Consider the following 17,922-nt stretch of genomic DNA (forward strand, 5'->3'; position numbering starts at 1 on the left):
CGACGTACGTTTTACGATTTTCAAATCGAATCACACATCGTAATTCGTAAACCGTAATCCGTAAATCAATTAAGTTTATATGGCACCACCATCGTGAACTCCGGAATACCGATGCGCAGTTGTTTGCCATCGATCATTCGTTCGACGAGGTAGGTACCCGTCATTTTACCAATGCTCGACCGCAAGTTACAGCCTGATACGTATTCGTGAACTTCACCCGGCTCCAGCACAGGTTGCAGGCCAACAACGCCCTCGCCTTCTACTTCGCGAACCGTACCGTTTGAGTCGAAAATTAACCAATGGCGCCGGAGCAACTGAATCGTATACTCGCTGGCATTTTCAATGGTAATTCGATAAGTAAATACATAGTGAGCCTGGAGCGGACTGGAGTAATCAGCCTGATACTCAGTCTTCACGCTAACTTTTACGCCTTCTGTGACTGACGAAACCATAAATTTAGTATCGTTTGCAACCTTAGAACGAAAATTAAGTTGATTAGTTTTGTTACGCAAGAACTGGTCTGAAAATATTTTTGATGGACAGGTTCCAGCATTTATAGGCGTATAATGCCTTATCACCTTTATCAGTTCCCTACATGAACGTATCCATTGCCGAATCGTGGAAAATTCGCCTGCAAGCTGAATTCGACAAACCTTATTTCGTTGAACTGGCTGAATTTATTCGGCACGAGTATAGTACACAACGGGTTTATCCACCCGGCCGCCTGATTTTCAATGCGTTTGACAAATGTAGCTTCGACAACACCCGCGTTGTTATTCTTGGGCAAGATCCTTATCATGGCGAAGGCCAAGCGAACGGGCTTGCTTTTTCAGTAGCCGATGGGATTGCGAAACCGCCATCCTTAATTAATATCTTCAAAGAAATTCAGGACGATCTGGGCAAACCCGTACCCAAATCGGGCAATCTTGAGCGCTGGGCTAGCCAGGGCGTTATGCTCCTCAATTCGACGCTTACTGTTCGGGCGGGGCAAGCGGGGTCGCATCAGGGCAAAGGCTGGGAAACCTTTACGGATTCTGTGATCAAGCTTATTTCAGATGAAAAACGGAACGTTGTTTTTATGCTTTGGGGGGCTTATGCGCAAAAGAAAGGAGCCGTTATTGACAGCAAAAAACACTTAGTTCTGAAAGCCAAACACCCCTCGCCTATGGCAGCTAATTATGGTGGATGGTTCGGCACCAAGCATTTTAGCCAGGCCAATGCCTATCTGGAAAGTAAAGGATTGGCACCGATTGAGTGGTAATAACAGGTGGTATATAGTATAGTTTACGGTTTGAGGTTTACGGTGGCTGACGCATGTGAACTTATTTTCGCGTCAGCCACCGTAAACCTCAAACCGTAAACTATACTCCTCAATGTCCGTTATAATCCGTTTGCAAACCGGCACATATCCAGTTCGCCAAAGCCTGTCGGTTATCGGCCAGTAAAAAGCGTTGTTGATCTTTACTGTTACGGATATTGCCTAGCTCAATAAAAACGGTGGGTGGATGGGTATTTCGCACTACATATAAACTGCTCCGGTCTGATACGGTTCCTAAATAGTTGCGATTCGGTTGGCTACGTTTGTAGCCTGACTGAAAGCTTTTATGAATGTGTTTGGCCAATCGCTTGCCGACTTTACTACTTTCATGATGGTAGAAAAACACATCGATGTTCTGGCCTTCACTCCGACTATCGACATGAATTGTCACCATACGCTGGTAAGCCTCTTTGTGCTTTCGATGCAATTTATTGACAGCATCGGTGCACTGACGCAACCGTGCAACCTGACTAAGCGGAATCTTCTGATTGGGATAAGTAACTTCGTCATGGTCCAGCTTCAACACATTTGCATCACGGATGCCATCATTCAGGTCTCTCACAATCATGTACGTAGTTGCACCGTGTTCCATCAATGTACGAGCCAGGCGAATCGTTACGTCATAGGCATATTCGTCTTCGGGTAACACGTTTTTCCCATACTGCCCCAATGCGCCCGGATCTGGACCACCATGCCCCGAAACAAGATAATAAACAGCTCCTTTCAGTTTCTGATCTTTGACGGTCACATGAGCATATTTTGCGCCTAACAATGCCATAGATAGCGAAGCATTCACTTTCTTATCAGCCTTTACAGCGACAGACTTAGTCATTTTAGGACTGGTCAACCGGGTTTTGCTGACTACAGAATGCTTCGTGAGCTTTGTTGATACTAGCTTCCTGGTAGACGTTGCCCGAGCATGGGCGTGGTTCTTTTTCCCTTTAGCCACTGCCAGCGAACCTTCTGCGTGTATAAAAAATAACACTAGAAAAATCCCTAACCAGATGCGGTTATCGTCGATTCGTTTTTGAAATGGTGTAGCTGTTCGATTCATGGGTAAAAGATATGTCAACGTATTGACGTAAAAACGAGCCGATTAGTCACCAAATTGTGATTAAACGAAACCCCCAAATTTGCTACAGCAGGCGTAAACAAATTTGGGGGCTATGACTAAGCGTACTCTTAGATGGCTTAATCGATCGTGCGGAACAGTCGATTCCAGCGAATTTTATTCCAGATATTGGCCGGATTCGGATCAAGTGACATCCAGACAAAAACAGCTTTACCAACGATGTGATCTTCGGGAACAAAACCCCAGAACCGCGAATCGAGTGAGTTATCGCGGTTATCGCCCATCATGAAGTAGTAATCCTGTTTGAACGTGTATGACGTGATCGTTTTTCCGCCAATTTTTATACTTGCTGGCTCTACTTCAACTTTGTCATTCCCTTCATACAATTGAATGACTGGACCATAAAGCGCAATGGTTTGTGCATTGATTGGAATCGTCACGCCTTTTTTAGGAACCGTAATCGGGCCAAAATTATCGTGATTCCATTTGAACGTTGGCGTACCGTAGATCATGGGCGCCATTTCACCGGGTTTTTCAGACATCGGTTCAATGCCTTTTACCCAATCAAAACTTTTGAATTTCTCGATAACGTCTTTGGTGGTATTGACGCTATAACCAACCATAACTGAAGTCTTGGTGGAGTCATTATACTGCTCCAGTGGCTTCCAGTTTTCGGTTGGCTGGCTAGGATCGCGATAATCATTAACGATATCGTACTTACGGAAGAAATTCGCGTCGAGCGATTCCGTTGTTTTGATGAAATACTTCTGCTCTGAGCGTGGCGGAGTCGGGAATGGCTTTCCATTCACGAACACTTCACGCTGACGTACTTCCAATACATCGCCAGGAATACCTATACACCGTTTGATGTAATTGGTTTTCAAATCAACAGGATAATCAATGTTATCGTTGAGGTATTTAGGCGGCACATTAAATACAACGACATCGCCGTTTTTGACATGCGTAAAGCCCGGTAGTCGATACGATGGCAGTTGAATGGCGGTGCTATACGATGGAATATCGGTTCCCCAAATTTTCTGGTGTGTGAGTGGCACCTGTAAGGGCGTACGAGGTGTACGAGTGCCATAATGCAGCTTACTAACGAATAAAAAATCCCCAACCATCAGGCTGTTTTCCATAGAAGGCGTTGGAATCGTAAACGCTTCCATAAACAGCCATCGAATCAGTGTGGCAGCCACAACAGCAAACAGGACGGAATCTAACCACTCGCGAATGGGTGATTTCTTAGCTTTAGCCGGTTTTTCTTCGGCTCTGGTTTTTACTTCAGACACAGAATATTCTAAGTTTCAGGTTTCAGGTTCCATGTTAATCAGGCATCGTGCTGATTGTTAATAAGGTAACCTGAAACAAATTTACAAATTTCCCAACAGATCATCCATACCAAATACACCTTCCCGACCTACAAGCCACTCTGCAGCAACCACAGCACCCGTCGCAAATCCTAGTCGATTATGGGCTACGTGCGTAATTTCAATCCGGTCTACATCCGATTCATAGCGAACGGTGTGCGTACCAGGCACTTTTCCTTCCCGTAAGGACTCAATTTCAATCGCATCGTCGCCTACGGGCAGGGGTTCTTTACCGGGTTCATTATTTACCCAATGTTTTTTATTCGGTAAACGCTCGAGTACGCCTTCGGCTAGTGTAATGGCCGTTCCACTTGGCGCGTCTTTCTTTTCGGTATGATGAATTTCAGTCATCGACACGTGGTACGATGGATAATTCCGCATAAACTGAGCCAGGGTTTTATTCAACCGAAAAAATAGATTAACGCCAATGCTGTAGTTTGATGCGTAGAAAAAGGCTCCTTTGTTAGCCTGGCACAACGCTTCAATTTCGCCCCGATGGCTGAGCCAGCCTGTTGTACCGCAAACGACTGGCCATCCTCGCTCTAAGCAATACGTTATGTTTGCTACAGCCGACTCGGGCGAGCTAAATTCAATGGCCACATCAACCTCATCAGGTTCAAGATTAGCTAAATCGGCCTGGTTATCGGCGTCAATGCGGCCTGCAATCTGGTGTCCCCGTTCGAGCGCAATCTGCTCAATCGTTTTACCCATTTTGCCATAGCCAAGAAGAAGAATATTCAAGTTAGTTTGAGTTTGTAGTTTGTAGTTTGTAGTTTGATGTTCATAGTTGTTTTGTATTGCTACGTAAACCTCAAACATCGAACTACAAACCTCAAACTTATTTAAACGTAAAAGCCACCCTTACCCCAGGTACCAAACCGGTTCCGGGCATGGGAATTGCATTGGGTTCGACGAGCATCGAGATGTCGTCGGTTAAATCAAAAGTCTTTAAGTGAGCCGCCACATTCGCTTCTACAATATTTACGGCGTACAAAACTATAGACAAAAGAACATTTAAGTCCCGATAACGCCGATAGGTGTCGTACGCATTTTTGGCGCCCGCCGATGTGTAAAAGTACTGCCCGCCGATAAGTACTTTATCGGGCTTAATGGGATCTACATAAACCGGCTGTGTTACGTAATTTTTCGGAAAAATGCCTGCATCTAAAGTCGCATAAGAGGTATTGGTTACTTTATCGCCAAAAAGTAAGCGACCATAGCCTATTGCGGCTTCTTGAGCCAATCCCCGGTATTTAAAAAACAGATAACCCATTACGCCATAACCAGCGTAAATGAATGGGATTTTATAATACTGCCGATTATACGCCTGTCCTAGACCCGGTAGCATTACAGAGCGTAACGTCGCTTTTTTCGGGATGATTTTGTGGATTTGAGCCTCCTGTTTCGCGGTTACGCGCAGGGTATCAGGCTTATCCAATGATGTAGAATCATCGTCAGGTGTTAATACTGAAGTCCCAACCTTAATTCCATTTCTTCGTATCGTAGCTGGAATGGTATCGCTCGCCGAACGAATTTGACGAGTCGAATCGATAGCGGCTGGTGTGGGCGCTGGCTTGATAGCCGGATTCTGTGCCAAAAGCGTATAGGCCGGCAGTATCAACAACAGGAAAACAACGAATGTGGAAGGAAATGGCTTCATAAACAGATAACGTCCAGGATATTCCTGACTCATCCGCTTGTTTTCCCTTTTAAAGTAATTTAACACGATTACGTTTGCTGGTTTAACTCTACGAGCTTAGCTCCGCGAGTTCAACTCTGCGAGTTCAGCACCTCCAGGATTTTAGTTAATTCTTCCTGAGAAGTAAACGGAATCTTGATTTCGCCTTTATGTTTCTCGTCGGCTTTGATCGATACGCGAGTACCGAAGAGCGATGATAGCTTGAACTGAAGGCTGCGCATTTCCTGTTTCGGCAAGGTAACACGCCGGGTAGCTGTCAGTTCGAGCGAATCTTCAGATAGGTTCCGAACGGCTTCCTCAACCTTCCGCACCGACCATTCTTCATCAACTGCTCTCGTAAAGAGCCGAATTTGCGCATCAGGATTCTCAATATTAATAATAGCCCGAGCATGCCCCATCGAAATCCGATTGTCACGTAGAGATGCCTGAATGACGGGAGGTAATTTCAGCAGCCGGATGTAATTATTAACCGTTGTACGGTTTTTACCAACACGCTCGCCCAATTCTTCCTGCTTCAGGCTGCACTCGGTAATGAGCCGCTGATAACTTAGAGCAATTTCAATAGCATTAAGATTTTCCCGCTGAATGTTTTCAATCAGCGCCATTTCCAACATTTGCTGGTCATTCGCTGTGCGAACATAAGCCGGAATATGGGTCAACCCAACGATCTTCGACGCCTGTAAACGCCGTTCGCCGGAAATAAGCTGATAGCGCTCTTTCCCTAACTGGCGAACCGTGATAGGCTGAATAATACCTTGTGTTCGAATTGAGTCAGCCAGTTCCTGCAGCGCTTCTTCATCGAAGCGGGTACGTGGCTGAAAAGGGTTTGTTTCAATCAGCGATAAACTAATTTCAGTCATCGTACTGATTGTCTCAAATGGAGACGGCTTCGATTGTCTGCCGATCGACTCGCTGTCGTGCAATAAGGCACCTAAACCACGACCCAATCCCATCATCTTCTTATTTGGTGCTTTGGTATTTGCGTTCTCCATGTACTTTATGGATTTACGAGGTAAGATGTGCGAATTACGATTTGTTACTGATGTACGAATACAATCAGAAACCGTATATCGTAATTCGTAAATCAGTTTACGCTTCCTGCGGCATCAAGCCATTCTTAATCAGAATTTCTCGGGCCAGGTTCAGGTAACTGACGGCCCCTTTGCTGTCGGCATCCTGCGCCAGAGCCGGAACGCCAAAGCTGGGCGATTCGCTCAGCCGAATGTTTCGCGGAATGATGGTACTAAATACCATCTGCTGAAAATGGCTGGTGACCTCACCAACAACCTGATTCGATAGCCGGACGCGCAAATCGTACATCGTTAGCAAGATGCCTTCGATAGCCAGATGCGTGTTCAGCCGCGACTGAATGATCTTAATGGTATTGAGCAGTTTGCCCAATCCTTCAAGCGCAAAGTACTCGCACTGAACCGGAATAATAACCGAATCAGCTGCAGTCAGACTGTTAATCGTAATGAGACCCAAAGAAGGCGAGCAGTCGATAATGATGAAATCGTACTCGTCGCGAATGGCATCGAGCGTGGTTTTCATCTTATCCTCCCGGTTCTGAAGGTTGATCATTTCGATCTCAGCGCCAACCAGATCGATATGGGACGGCAATAAATCCAGATTCGGAAAATCCGTCTGAATAATAGCATCCTGAGGGCGTACGCCCTCAACCATACATTCGTAAATGCTGTTCTCAATTTCTTTCGGATTGTAACCTAACCCCGACGTGGAATTCGCCTGCGGATCAGCATCAACAATGAGCGTCTGAAATTCAAGGGCGGCCAAACTGGCGGCCAAATTGATCGTTGTCGTAGTTTTACCGACGCCCCCCTTTTGGTTGGCGATAGCAATGACTTTACCCATGGGTCTGTGCGTTGCAGTCCCAAAGATGCCGGTTAGTTTCCACGAATGCAAGCACTGTTCCACGGAATGTTTCACAAAATTTATTTGAGTACGCTTCAGATTACCCATAAATGACCAATCGGCAAGGTTCATAATCACTTAAACAGGTGAAGCATTGACTATTAGCGTTAGCCAGCTATGTTTACAGCCAAACGGCCAATCAGTGCAGGTTATCATATCACTTCCTGCTTTGCGGTCAACCAATTCCTATGAAAATTTCGTTTACTACCGTCACTTGCGGACTATCGCTCCTTGTAGGAGCATTTCTACTGGAAGGATGCCATCGGTTCAGCCCAACAACCTCCATCACCAGTTCTTCGACGGGGTATAAAATAGCCTCAGACGATAGTACCCTATACAATCCTAATTCTCCGTTTATAATGCCTTACAACCGCATTATCGACGCAGCCGGGAAATCAGTCAGTTTTGGCGATGCCAGTGTCGAAAACCATAGTCTGGATGCTGTCTTGTTACCCGATAAGAAAACACTCGCCGTCGAAGACCGATATGGGGTCGCCTTTTTCGATGTTAAAACCCAGCAACTTATTTCCCGATGGGACTATAGAAAGGGGTCCGACACTAAGGGAAGCATGAGTTCATTCTCCGGCATCAAAGCCATTGTTCATCACGATTCGACTTATATTTTCTGGGGAGCGGGTGGCCAAGGCAAGCCTAACTCGTATGTTATGCAGGCTGTTTGGGATGGCAAAAATGCCCGACTCATTCAGCGGATACCTTTCGACGCTATGGCTCCGGCCACCATTGCGCTACCCAACGAAGTTGCGGTTAAAGAAGAAGCGGGTGAGCTGTACCTATATACCGTGCTGAACGGCAACAACCAGTTCGTTAAAGTTCGGGTAAAAGACAGGCAAGTAATCTGGACAACGCCGACCGGTGTAGCTCCTTTCGGTTTAACGATCCTCGGCGAGAAGGCCTACATCACCAACTGGGCAGGTCCCGTTCCCGATGCAACCAATGGTTTTGAGACGGCTGGCGTGCCCTGGGGAAGTGCATACATCGATCCGAAAACAGGGGCCTTAGCGAAGGGTACCGTTTCAATCATCGATATAAAACAGGGCAAACCCGAAAAGGAATTAGCGGTTGGTTTACACCCAAATGCAATTATCAGTAGCCCCGATCAACGATTCCTGTATGTCGCCAATGGCAACAGTGATTACGTATCCGTAATTGATGCACAGGCTCAGCAAGTTACCGATTCTATTTTTGTGGGCTTATTCAACCGGGGCAACGGCTATATTGGCAGCACGCCAAATGCGCTGGCCATTACCCCCGATGGCACCACACTTTATGTAGCCAACGGGATGGACAATGCGCTTTGCGTGGTCAATCTGGGTAGTAAAGCGTCGACCACCGGAAAAGGAACTCCTGAAATAAAAGGCTATATCCCGACTCAGGCTTATCCATCAGGTATTGTATTGAATAACAATGAGCTTTACGTAACAAATCTGGAAGCCGTTGGACCCCGAATTGCCAATCCGGTCGAGCAAGGCAGCCAGGGTAAAAACCCAACCAAAAAAGAGCTAAAAGCCTACAATTCACACAAACAGCTGGCTTCAATTTCGTTTATCCCTGTCCCCGACGAAACGCAATTGGCCGCGTTTACGGAAAAAGTTAAGCAACAAAGCCTCCAGTTCCGGTTGGCCTTAACCGAGCAAACTCCGCGACCAAATATAGCTCCCCGGCCTGTGCCTGAACGCATCGGAGAGCCTTCGGTGTTCAAACATGTTCTGTACATCATTAAAGAAAACCGTACGTATGATCAGGTTCTGGGCGATCAGCCCCAAGGCAACGGTATGCCAGATTTATGCATATTCGGAGATAGCATAACGCCCAACCAGCACCAGCTTACCCGCGACTATTTATTGCTTGACAATTATCATGTATCGGGAAAATCATCGGCAGAAGGTCACCACTGGGCCAGTGCAGCCATGGTTACCGATTACACCGAAAAGAGTGTACGGGCCTGGTTCAGAAGCTACCCTCACGTGTTATACGACGCGCTGGTATACGACAAAAAAGGGCTGATCTGGAACAACGCTCTCGATCATGGCAAAACCGTTCGGATGTATGGTGAGGCTTGTACGTGTCACTTCGATCAGAAGCAATACGACTGGCGCAGCTTGTACCAGATGCGAAAAGAAAGCAAGCCTTTTTCATATAGCAACACCACAACCATTTCGCGAGTGCGGCCTATACTCGCGATGAATTTTCCGGGCTGCGACGATGAAACCATCAGCGACCAGATGCGGGCCGATGCGTTTATTAAGGAATTGAACGAACTGAACGCTAACCCAAATGCCGACTTGCCCAACCTCATGGTCATGTCGTTACCCAACGATCATACGGCTGGTACTAATCCCGCCTTTCCAGTACCTAGAGCAATGGTTGCCGACAATGATCTGGCCGTTGGTCGCATTGTCGATGCAATTACGCACAGCCGATTTGCGGCCTCGACGGTCATTTTTATTACGGAAGATGATTCACAAGCAGGTTGGGATCATATATCGGCTTACAGAACCACAGGCTACATTGTCAGCCCTTACTCACGATTGCAGAAAACCGTACATACCAATTACAATCAGACGTCTATGGTTCGGACGATGGAGCAGATTTTGGGGCTGCCGCCAATGAATGCCATCGATGCAACGGCCCTGCCTATGTTTGACTGTTTTTCGGATAAACCTGATCTCTCCTTCAAATACAAAGTAGTACCCAATCGAGTGAATCTGGCCGAGATGAATCCATCACCGACAGGTTTGAAAGGAACGTCCCTCCGTTTTGCCAATCTATCGATGCGACACGGTTTTCACTTCATTGATCGAGGGCACGATGACCTGCTCAATCGGATTTTATGGTTTACGGCCAAGGGCAAAAAACGCTACCCTGCAGAGTTAGCAGGTGCCGAAGAGGATGACGATGATGATTAACTTTTTTGACAGGATTAACATGATTTACAGGATTGATGGTAAATGAAAAATCCTGTAAATCATGTTAATCCTGTCAAAAACTCTAAGCAATCTTACCTGAGTTAACATAGAAATCAGATAGTAAAGCCAGAAACTCTTCTTTCCGTCGGCGCGACACTTCTACTTCGGCGTTATCGCTTAACCAGACCTGCCCACCATCGCCTTTTACGTAGCGTTTGATGTGTTCCAGATTGACAATATTGGACTGGTGAATCCGGAAGAAATAATAGTTGTCCAGTATCTCTTCATACTCTTTCAATAGTCGGGATACCACAATGGGTTTGCTACCAGCCAGATGAAACTTGGTATATGACCCCAGCGATTCACACTGGATAATGTCCGTCATCTGAACAAAGTGAATACCTTCGGCCGTAGGCAGCGCAATGCGTTGGTTGGCGTTTTTGGTACGTTCGTTCAACCGAGCCTGACGGGGATCATCAATGTATTCCTTCAGAATCTTTACCTGTTGCGGATTGATGCCTACTAACTGAGATTTATATTTCCCCACGGCCGCCTGAAGTTCGTCTGGATCAATGGGTTTCAGTAAGTAATCAATAGCGCTAAACCGAAAGGCCCGGATGGCATACTCCTGATAGGCCGTTGTAAAAATGACGCCGAAGTCTGCCTTTTCGAACGCTGCCAATAAATCGAAGCCCGTTTTGCCTGGCATTTGAATATCCAGAAAAACCAGATCTGGTTTTTCATGCATAATCAGCTCTATACCCAAATCCACGTTTTTAGCTTCGCCAACCAGTTCGACGTCAGGACAGAGAAGCTGCAGCAAGTTTGATAATGCCTGACGAGCGTTGGTCTCGTCGTCGATAATGACAGCACGGAGCTTTTTCATGGGATACGAGTTTCAAAACGGTGTCAGGCATAGCGTTGAAGATAGGGCACTTATTCCAGTTTCTGTGGATTCTTTCGATTCTATCATCTCTAATTATCAGTACAATAGAACCAACAGAACCTATAGAAAGATCTAGAATCTATTTTTTCAAAGCACTAGTTTACCAAAGCCCTAGCCGATCAAAGCGACCGCAGTTTGATATTTCGGAACCAGACGCTCGTGTTCCAGTCCTGCAAACCAATCCGACCACTGAATTTTCCCTTACCGACAGGAGCATCTTTGAGCTTACTTCCCGACATACGCTGTTTCCAATCGGCACTAGTCAAATCATGTTCCTGAACGGTAAAGCCGTTGATAGTAACAATCAGCTTATTCTTTTTCAGACTTACGCTTACTTGGTTCCAGCTTCCGAGCGGTTTAGGCTCCTGCATCCGAACATCGGCAAGCCCAAACAGATCACCGGAACTGTGCGGATGAGCCGACTCCTTTTGATAGAGTGCATCATCTCCTACCTGAACCTCAAGACCTGTATCATAAATCTTTTTGTTCTTAGCTTCCTCCTGCACGAAGAAAAAGAAGCCGCTATTGGTATACTTTTCGATTTTGAATTCCGCCTTAAACTCAAAATCGCCCGAAATAATGGCATCGGTTACTAAATCACCTGCGTCGCGGGGGGAAGTCGCCGTTTGAGGAACATCCAGATGCAGTACGCCCTGTTCTACTTTCCAGGTTCCGGGAACATCTTTGCCATTGTAGCGGTGCCAGCCTTTCAGATCGCGCCCATCAAAGAGCAATTTCCAGCCTTCTTTCTTTTCCTGTACCGATAACGTATTGAGCGGCTGCGCCTGTACAAATGAGCAAGCCAGATAGGTAACTAAACTAAAAGCTGCAATTTTAGCGAACATTCGTAGTTGAATTTAGAGTACTATAAAACGTGAAAACTGCGCAAATCAGACAGTATTCAGAAAAGCGCTATTCCGAACATAGTTACTATGCAGGCATACCACAACTACATAAAAATAATACTCCCCTGAAATGGCTTTTAATGGCAATTTTTCAACAGCTAGCCTAAGTGGTTTCTCCTAAATCCGGGATTACAGCAGTCAACAGGGCGCTTAGTAACCATTCAAAAAGACCAGTGCAAACAGGATAATTAGGGCAATAACGATCAACGCAATCCAGTCGAAGCCCTTTTCCACGAACGTGAAAAAACCTTCAGAAAATGACTTCTCTTTACTTTTCTTCATGAATCAATTATCCTTTTCATAGAGCTCACTAAATACTAGGAGTCGTCCAATTTAGTTTCTATCGATTCTTTGGATTCTACCGCCTTTGATTATCAGCACAATAGAACCAACCGCGCGGGCGGCCCCGAGAATCTATAGAATTTCCTAGAATCTAGTTTGCCAAAGCACTAGCAAAAATGGATCAGCCATATGAATTGGAGGCAAGCAACTGATACTTGGTGGGAAATGGGTAGAAAACGGTAGAATTGGCTTGATATATGGTTGATTTAAACGTGTCGCTGATTGTTATGAAACAACTTATCTATCTTCTTGCCTTACTCAGTACGAATGTTGTTTTTGCCCAATCAGCACCACCCCGGCTCATTGTCCGTGGCGACGATATGGGCTATGCTCAGGGCGGGAACGAAGCGCTTATAAAGTGCTATAAAGAAGGCATTGAAACGTCCATTGAGGTTCTTGTTCCATCGCCCTGGTTTCCGGAAGCCGTTAGTTTGCTGGCCGAAAACTCATCGGTCGACGTAGGGATTCACCTGACACTTAGCAGCGAATGGGACAATATCAAATGGCGACCCGTATCCGACTGTCCTAGTCTGAAGGATGCCGACGGTTATTTTTATCCGATGATTTTCCCCAACAAAAACTACCCCAAGCGATCCGTTGTCGAGAATAACTGGCAGTTGGCCGATGTCGAAAAGGAATTCCGGGCGCAGATTGAGCTGGGATTGAAAAAGATACCCCGTCTTAGCCATATTTCGGGTCATATGGGTTGCACAGGTATGGGCGACGATGTAAAAACGTTGGTCAAGAAGCTGGCGAAAGAATATAAGCTCGACATTATGCCCAACGAATTAGGCGTTGCCAACGTAAGCTACGTTGGCGCGCATGCCACTTCAGAAGAGAAAATCGTCAGCTTCATGAAGATGCTCGAAAGTCTGGAAGCAGGTAAAACGTACCTGTTTGTCGATCACCCTGGCCTCAATACACCCGAACTTCGCGCCATTCACCACATCGGCTACGAGCAGGTCGCCATCGACCGTCAGGGTGTAACTGACTGCTGGACAAACCCAAAGGTGAAGGCGTTCATCAAAACAAAGGGCATTCAGCTGATTAGTTATAAAGATTTGGTGAAATAAAGAGCGAAAGTGTGAATGAGTGAAAGAGCGTAAAGCTGACGCGAGTTTTTTTACGCTCTTTCACTCATTCACACTTTCGCTCTTTATTTACGCCCACACTTTCGTGCCTTCGGTGCAGTTGCGGCACATTTCTATTTCGGAGCGAGAGCGAAAGAGCGTATTGCGAAAGTCCTGATAAGCTGGGCCATGCCAAAGATCGGCGAAGGATTCCGTTTGTAAATCACCGAGCCGATGATGGGCATCTTTGTCGAAGCAACAGGGTACTACGAGTCCATCCCAGGTAATGACGCAAGAATGCCACATTTTCCAGCAATGATCGCCGAAACCGTTTTTGATTCGATAGGTCCCGTCCGTTTGGGGTGCATAACGGCTGTATTGATCCATGGTCGGAATCAGATCGGAGCCTTGTTCGTAGTCGTAAATCTGGGCGGTTTTCAGACCCACTTCATCCACGCCTAATTCGCGAGCTAGTTTTTTCACTTCGGCAATCTGGTGCTCGTTGGGCTTCACAACCAGAAACTGAAAAACAACGTGGGGAGTCCGCGATTTCAGCTCTTTTTTCCAGCGCAGGATATTCTTCGTGCCTTCAAGTACCTTTTCGAGCTTCCCTCCCACCCGATACTGTTGATACACTTCCTGCGTGGTGCCATCAATCGAAATAATTAATCGATCCAGACCAGACTCAACTGTTTTTCGAGCGTTGGCGTCGGTGAGGTAATGCGCATTTGTACTTGTGGCCGTATAGATATTCCGCTCAGTGGCATAACGAACCAACTCCAGAAACTGGGGGTGCAGATAGGGTTCACCCTGAAAGTAAAAGATCAAATACAGTAATGTATCGTGGAGTTCGTCAATCGTTCGCTTGTAAAGATCTTCACCCAGCATACCGGTTGGGCGCGTAAACGCCCGAAGACCACTAGGGCATTCGGGACAGCGCAGGTTGCAACTCGTGGTTGGCTCGAACGAGATCGACATGGGCAATCCCCGTTGCACCGGTCGACCCGTCTGTTTCCCAACATAATAGCTCGACAGCACTTTAAGCGCGTTGGCTACCCGTTTGGGTGTCAGTTTAGAAGCAAAATTAAGGCCGTCGAGTAAGTTGCGATTCATGACGTAAATATACAACTTACCTAATCAGGATCGTTTTCAAGCAGCAGCAGCGGCCATCATGGTCATATAGAGATTGGCCCCATATCCGCAGGCTAAGAGAAGTACTAATAGGTCGGTATTCGTAGTAGGATCAAATCCCTCCGCAAACTCAACCCCATAATTATACGCCAGTTTACTCCACTTAAATTTGGGGATTAACTGGAGCAGTTCAACATGCTGTTCGTCTTCCAGTACGAATCGAAACTCCCAGAAGCCCTTTGCCTTAAGCCGATAATTTTTCTGTAAACCAGTTTGTTCCTCTAAATGTAACAAGATATGTCCCTGCCAGTTGAAGGTAATGTCGCCTTTATCGATGCCATTAATCAGTACATCGAAAGCAGAATGCCAAAAGTTTCGAGGTTTAATGGTTATCAGATCGTGTTGCAGATGGGCACTCCCCGTACTCGAAAACCAGTTTTCGTACTGAAAATGTGTAATAAGTACCTCCTGATTATCAATTAGATCGAAGCTACCATTACTGGTGGTGGATACAAGTTGAAAATTCAAAATGGACTGGGTTTATCTTATCGAAATACTTTTTACCGTTGTTGGGGTATGGGTGATGTTTAGCCCAGCAATTCATTTACTGAAATACTAAAATCTTCCAGCACAGGATAAGCCGAGCAACTATCATCGTCGGAGCAGATTTGTACAATTTTTCGGGACGTATACACATAAACCTCCCGGTTTTCAGGAAAGATGTGCCAGACCACCTGTACGCCAGCCTTGAAATACTCAATTCGTTTCGCTTCTACTTTTTCGCTCTCATCGGTAGGCGAAATTACTTCAATGCAAAAAGCAGGAATTGGCTCATCCTCTTCATTACGGATTTGTTCATCCGAAAAGTAAGCTACGTCAGGCCGACGCATCTGAATACCCGTTAGCATCACATCTTGCTCACAAATCAGTTGGCCACGCTCTTGCTTAGCTCTCGTTGTATCGAATCGAAGATTAAGGTTCTGAATAATTCGTAAATGTTTACGCTTCATGCCCGCAAATTTGATCAGTTCGCCATCGTTCCATTCATATTTAGAGCCATCTACCGGTTCGAAGCGGAGGAACTCTTCGAATGTAGTCGGTAATGCGCCTGTTTGAGATTGAGTTGGTATCATGATCGTCCACTGTTGCTCGTAAACTATATGCTGCAATATACCCAAAACGATGGGTTAATCAAGCTTGTTCCATTCGCCAAACCCGGCATCCACCTTCCTCAAAAACTACCTCGCCCTTTGGCAAATTTGCCATTGTTTTAGGCAAGTCCCCAGTCATACTAGCCGCGAAAACGTAGTCGGGGGAGTTCTCATGGGTCCAGGCAATGTAGCTTTCCTTACCCGGAGCCACTAACCACCTTGTTTCGTTTCCCACAATAGCTGGCCAGATACTTTCAGCAAATTCACGTATACGCAGGATGGCCGAAAATTGATCGGCATTTTGCCCCCACAAAAATGGACCGTGCGTCACTTTATCGGGCAGTCGGTCGTCTTCGATCCAGAAAACGTAAAGCTTGCTATACTCTTCATTAGCGCCACGCTGTTCGTGCAAATTCCGAACCTCAAACCCCAGGCTAACATAGCTGGGCATATCGGTCAGGAATAAGGCGGTAAAATACCGGAACAGGTTGCCAGTTCGGTAAAACTCATCAAAGCGCGGGTCATCTTTATCAGCGGTGATGATGGTAAAGTTAGGCGCAAACCGACGCGTTTTCAGATACATGTAGTAGTCGGCCAATTGAGCCTTAAATAAATCAGACCCGACTACCATAGCCTGCAAATCGCCTAGTGTCGAATCGGCTTCGATAGCATCAAGATGGTCGAGTTCGTTGCCATAACCCATTGTATCGGGTGGGGCCAGAAACGTTTCAGCAAAAAAGCCATAATGGGGTGCTCCGTTGGCCTGAACGTATTTTTTGATCGCCCGCAACGGATCATAATAGTCACCAACCTGCGCCGGAACGCCCGCTGGCTGCATCTGCACATGCGCCATATCCCCTCGCATGAAATCGAAGTTGTACATGCGCTGGCATTCATGAACTTTACGCGATATGTATTGCCAGGCAGGCAGGTTGGGTCGGTCAAAATCAAGCTCCCAGTTTTGGTTGTTGTCTTTCGATTCGTAGAAACGATACCGGGCCAGCGGACCAAATACCCGCGACATGGCTTCGGGTTTGTCAAAAGCATACTCGTACCAAATTTGCCCTGCATCGTCAATGGTGAACGTCGTTGCATCAATGTGCAGGCCCCGATAAGGAGGAGCCATCGTCATCGGTAGTGTTTCAAACCCTTGCTCCACCAGATAACGAATCAACGCTATTCGCCGACTCAATCGACCGCCATAATCATGCGGGTTCCCGAATAAAATACGGAACCGCTGATCATCGGTCAGAATGGCGATATCAGTCGAGAAGAAAACGTCTTTGGGAAAGGTTAGCGGAGTCCCATCGGCTGCTCCCCGAAACCTCAAAAATTGCCAGATAACATCCTCTACGTACTTATAAACGAAACTGGACTGATCGGCCAATTCGGTTGGTTTCCCCGACTTCACATCACGTTGTACCCACTCAAACAGACTTGGGCAGGCCAGCACCATTTCGGAGAACCGGTCGGTATGCGGAATAACATCCATGCCAACGGTACGACCCATCGCGTGAAGCAGGTTCGTAACGACCTTCAGTTGCTTTTCGACCGTGTCGAGCGCGGGCACAAAACTGGCTAACGCCACGTCGAAAAACTCCGGGTTAATTTGCCAGCTAACCATGCCATACAGGCTCCCCACTACGCCCGGCTCCCAAATAGGCAACAAATGAATACTATCATGACTGGCTGGCAAGGTCAGCACATAATTGATAATATTCCAGAACGACCCGATGGTACGGACGTTTACACCAACCATATTACTCCGCTTGAGCCACGAGCCATCGGAATAAATGGCGGCCGGACTTTCAATGGTTTCGGCCGGATTCAATGCCCGGCGAAGCGTGTCATTTCCTAATCGTTTATGCAGAATTTCGAGTGTCTGATAAACCGAAAAATTCATGGCCGTTTGCGGCAACAAATTCGGAATGAACGACAAACGCCCGGACTGATAGGCATCTGTATACCTACCATTGAATTGACTCCAGTCGACTTGTAAGTTGGAGATAGAGTTCGGCATAGGGCAAATGTAAACCAGTTTTTGTAAAACCAAAACGCG

17 protein-coding genes are annotated in these 17,922 nt (G+C 46.4%); 3 read left to right on the top strand and 14 right to left on the bottom strand.

The window, feature by feature from the left end:
• Positions 1-65: 65 nt before the first annotated feature.
• Positions 66-452: a Co2+/Mg2+ efflux protein ApaG gene (gene apaG / locus ACYVGR_RS23800; protein ID WP_182458371.1), complete on the bottom strand. Its 387-nt coding sequence runs from the start codon at positions 450-452 to the stop codon at positions 66-68.
• Positions 453-595: 143 nt separating this feature from the next.
• Here apaG and ung point away from each other — a divergent pair, with 143 nt between their 5' ends.
• Positions 596-1,261 (top strand): uracil-DNA glycosylase, encoded by a 666-nt coding sequence (ung, locus tag ACYVGR_RS23805; protein ID WP_460961434.1) that lies wholly within the window; start codon positions 596-598, stop codon positions 1,259-1,261.
• A 109-nt stretch (positions 1,262-1,370) separates the two neighbouring features.
• Here ung and ACYVGR_RS23810 read toward each other — a convergent pair whose 3' ends face one another.
• The 6 genes from ACYVGR_RS23810 to ACYVGR_RS23835 all read right to left on the bottom strand — a co-directional run bounded on the left by ACYVGR_RS23810 (position 1,371) and on the right by ACYVGR_RS23835 (position 7,331).
• Entirely contained in the window at positions 1,371-2,372 is a 1,002-nt protein-coding gene (locus ACYVGR_RS23810) for an N-acetylmuramoyl-L-alanine amidase family protein (RefSeq protein WP_460961435.1), read from the bottom strand.
• 137 nt (positions 2,373-2,509) lie between these two features.
• On the bottom strand, positions 2,510-3,682 hold the full coding sequence (lepB, locus tag ACYVGR_RS23815; RefSeq protein WP_460961437.1) for a signal peptidase I: 1,173 nt from the start codon (positions 3,680-3,682) through the stop codon (positions 2,510-2,512).
• Positions 3,683-3,763: 81 nt separating this feature from the next.
• Positions 3,764-4,501 carry a 4-hydroxy-tetrahydrodipicolinate reductase gene (dapB, locus tag ACYVGR_RS23820; RefSeq protein ID WP_460961439.1) on the bottom strand — a complete coding sequence of 246 codons (738 nt, stop codon included), beginning with the start codon at positions 4,499-4,501 and terminating at the stop codon, positions 3,764-3,766.
• Between the two features lie 97 nt (positions 4,502-4,598).
• The gene (locus tag ACYVGR_RS23825) at positions 4,599-5,420 is read right to left on the bottom strand and encodes a DUF5683 domain-containing protein (protein ID WP_460961441.1); all 822 of its coding nucleotides are present in this window, start codon (positions 5,418-5,420) and stop codon (positions 4,599-4,601) included.
• A gap of 110 nt (positions 5,421-5,530) precedes the next feature.
• Entirely contained in the window at positions 5,531-6,451 is a 921-nt protein-coding gene (locus ACYVGR_RS23830) for a ParB/RepB/Spo0J family partition protein (protein ID WP_182458383.1), read from the bottom strand.
• A gap of 97 nt (positions 6,452-6,548) precedes the next feature.
• Complete coding sequence (locus ACYVGR_RS23835; RefSeq protein WP_182458385.1) at positions 6,549-7,331, bottom strand: ParA family protein; 783 nt, start codon at positions 7,329-7,331, stop codon at positions 6,549-6,551.
• A gap of 248 nt (positions 7,332-7,579) precedes the next feature.
• Here ACYVGR_RS23835 and ACYVGR_RS23840 point away from each other — a divergent pair, with 248 nt between their 5' ends.
• Positions 7,580-10,318, top strand: coding sequence for a bifunctional YncE family protein/alkaline phosphatase family protein (locus ACYVGR_RS23840; protein ID WP_460961444.1), 2,739 nt, complete (start codon positions 7,580-7,582; stop codon positions 10,316-10,318).
• 82 nt (positions 10,319-10,400) lie between these two features.
• Here ACYVGR_RS23840 and ACYVGR_RS23845 read toward each other — a convergent pair whose 3' ends face one another.
• The 3 genes from ACYVGR_RS23845 to ACYVGR_RS23855 form a co-directional block, all read right to left on the bottom strand.
• The gene (locus ACYVGR_RS23845; RefSeq protein WP_460961446.1) at positions 10,401-11,204 is read right to left on the bottom strand and encodes a LytR/AlgR family response regulator transcription factor; all 804 of its coding nucleotides are present in this window, start codon (positions 11,202-11,204) and stop codon (positions 10,401-10,403) included.
• A 179-nt stretch (positions 11,205-11,383) separates the two neighbouring features.
• A complete protein-coding gene (locus ACYVGR_RS23850) occupies positions 11,384-12,109 on the bottom strand; it encodes a 3-keto-disaccharide hydrolase (protein ID WP_460961448.1) in 726 nt (241 codons plus the stop codon).
• A gap of 210 nt (positions 12,110-12,319) precedes the next feature.
• Entirely contained in the window at positions 12,320-12,451 is a 132-nt protein-coding gene (locus tag ACYVGR_RS23855; protein ID WP_460961450.1) for a hypothetical protein, read from the bottom strand.
• Positions 12,452-12,738: 287 nt separating this feature from the next.
• Between ACYVGR_RS23855 and ACYVGR_RS23860 the strand changes: the two genes are divergently transcribed.
• Positions 12,739-13,584, top strand: coding sequence for a polysaccharide deacetylase family protein (locus ACYVGR_RS23860; protein WP_460961452.1), 846 nt, complete (start codon positions 12,739-12,741; stop codon positions 13,582-13,584).
• Between the two features lie 87 nt (positions 13,585-13,671).
• Here ACYVGR_RS23860 and ACYVGR_RS23865 read toward each other — a convergent pair whose 3' ends face one another.
• Genes ACYVGR_RS23865 through ACYVGR_RS23880 form a run of 4 tightly spaced genes read right to left on the bottom strand, consistent with a single transcriptional unit; the run spans position 13,672 to position 17,883 of the window.
• The gene (locus ACYVGR_RS23865) at positions 13,672-14,694 is read right to left on the bottom strand and encodes an SPASM domain-containing protein (RefSeq protein WP_460961454.1); all 1,023 of its coding nucleotides are present in this window, start codon (positions 14,692-14,694) and stop codon (positions 13,672-13,674) included.
• Positions 14,695-14,730: 36 nt separating this feature from the next.
• Positions 14,731-15,240, bottom strand: coding sequence for a hypothetical protein (locus ACYVGR_RS23870; protein ID WP_460961456.1), 510 nt, complete (start codon positions 15,238-15,240; stop codon positions 14,731-14,733).
• 59 nt (positions 15,241-15,299) lie between these two features.
• A complete protein-coding gene (locus tag ACYVGR_RS23875) occupies positions 15,300-15,845 on the bottom strand; it encodes a Uma2 family endonuclease (protein WP_460961458.1) in 546 nt (181 codons plus the stop codon).
• 58 nt (positions 15,846-15,903) lie between these two features.
• Positions 15,904-17,883 (bottom strand): alpha-amylase family protein, encoded by a 1,980-nt coding sequence (locus ACYVGR_RS23880; protein WP_460961460.1) that lies wholly within the window; start codon positions 17,881-17,883, stop codon positions 15,904-15,906.
• Positions 17,884-17,922: the final 39 nt, after the last annotated feature.

Source organism: Spirosoma litoris (assembly GCF_054776755.1).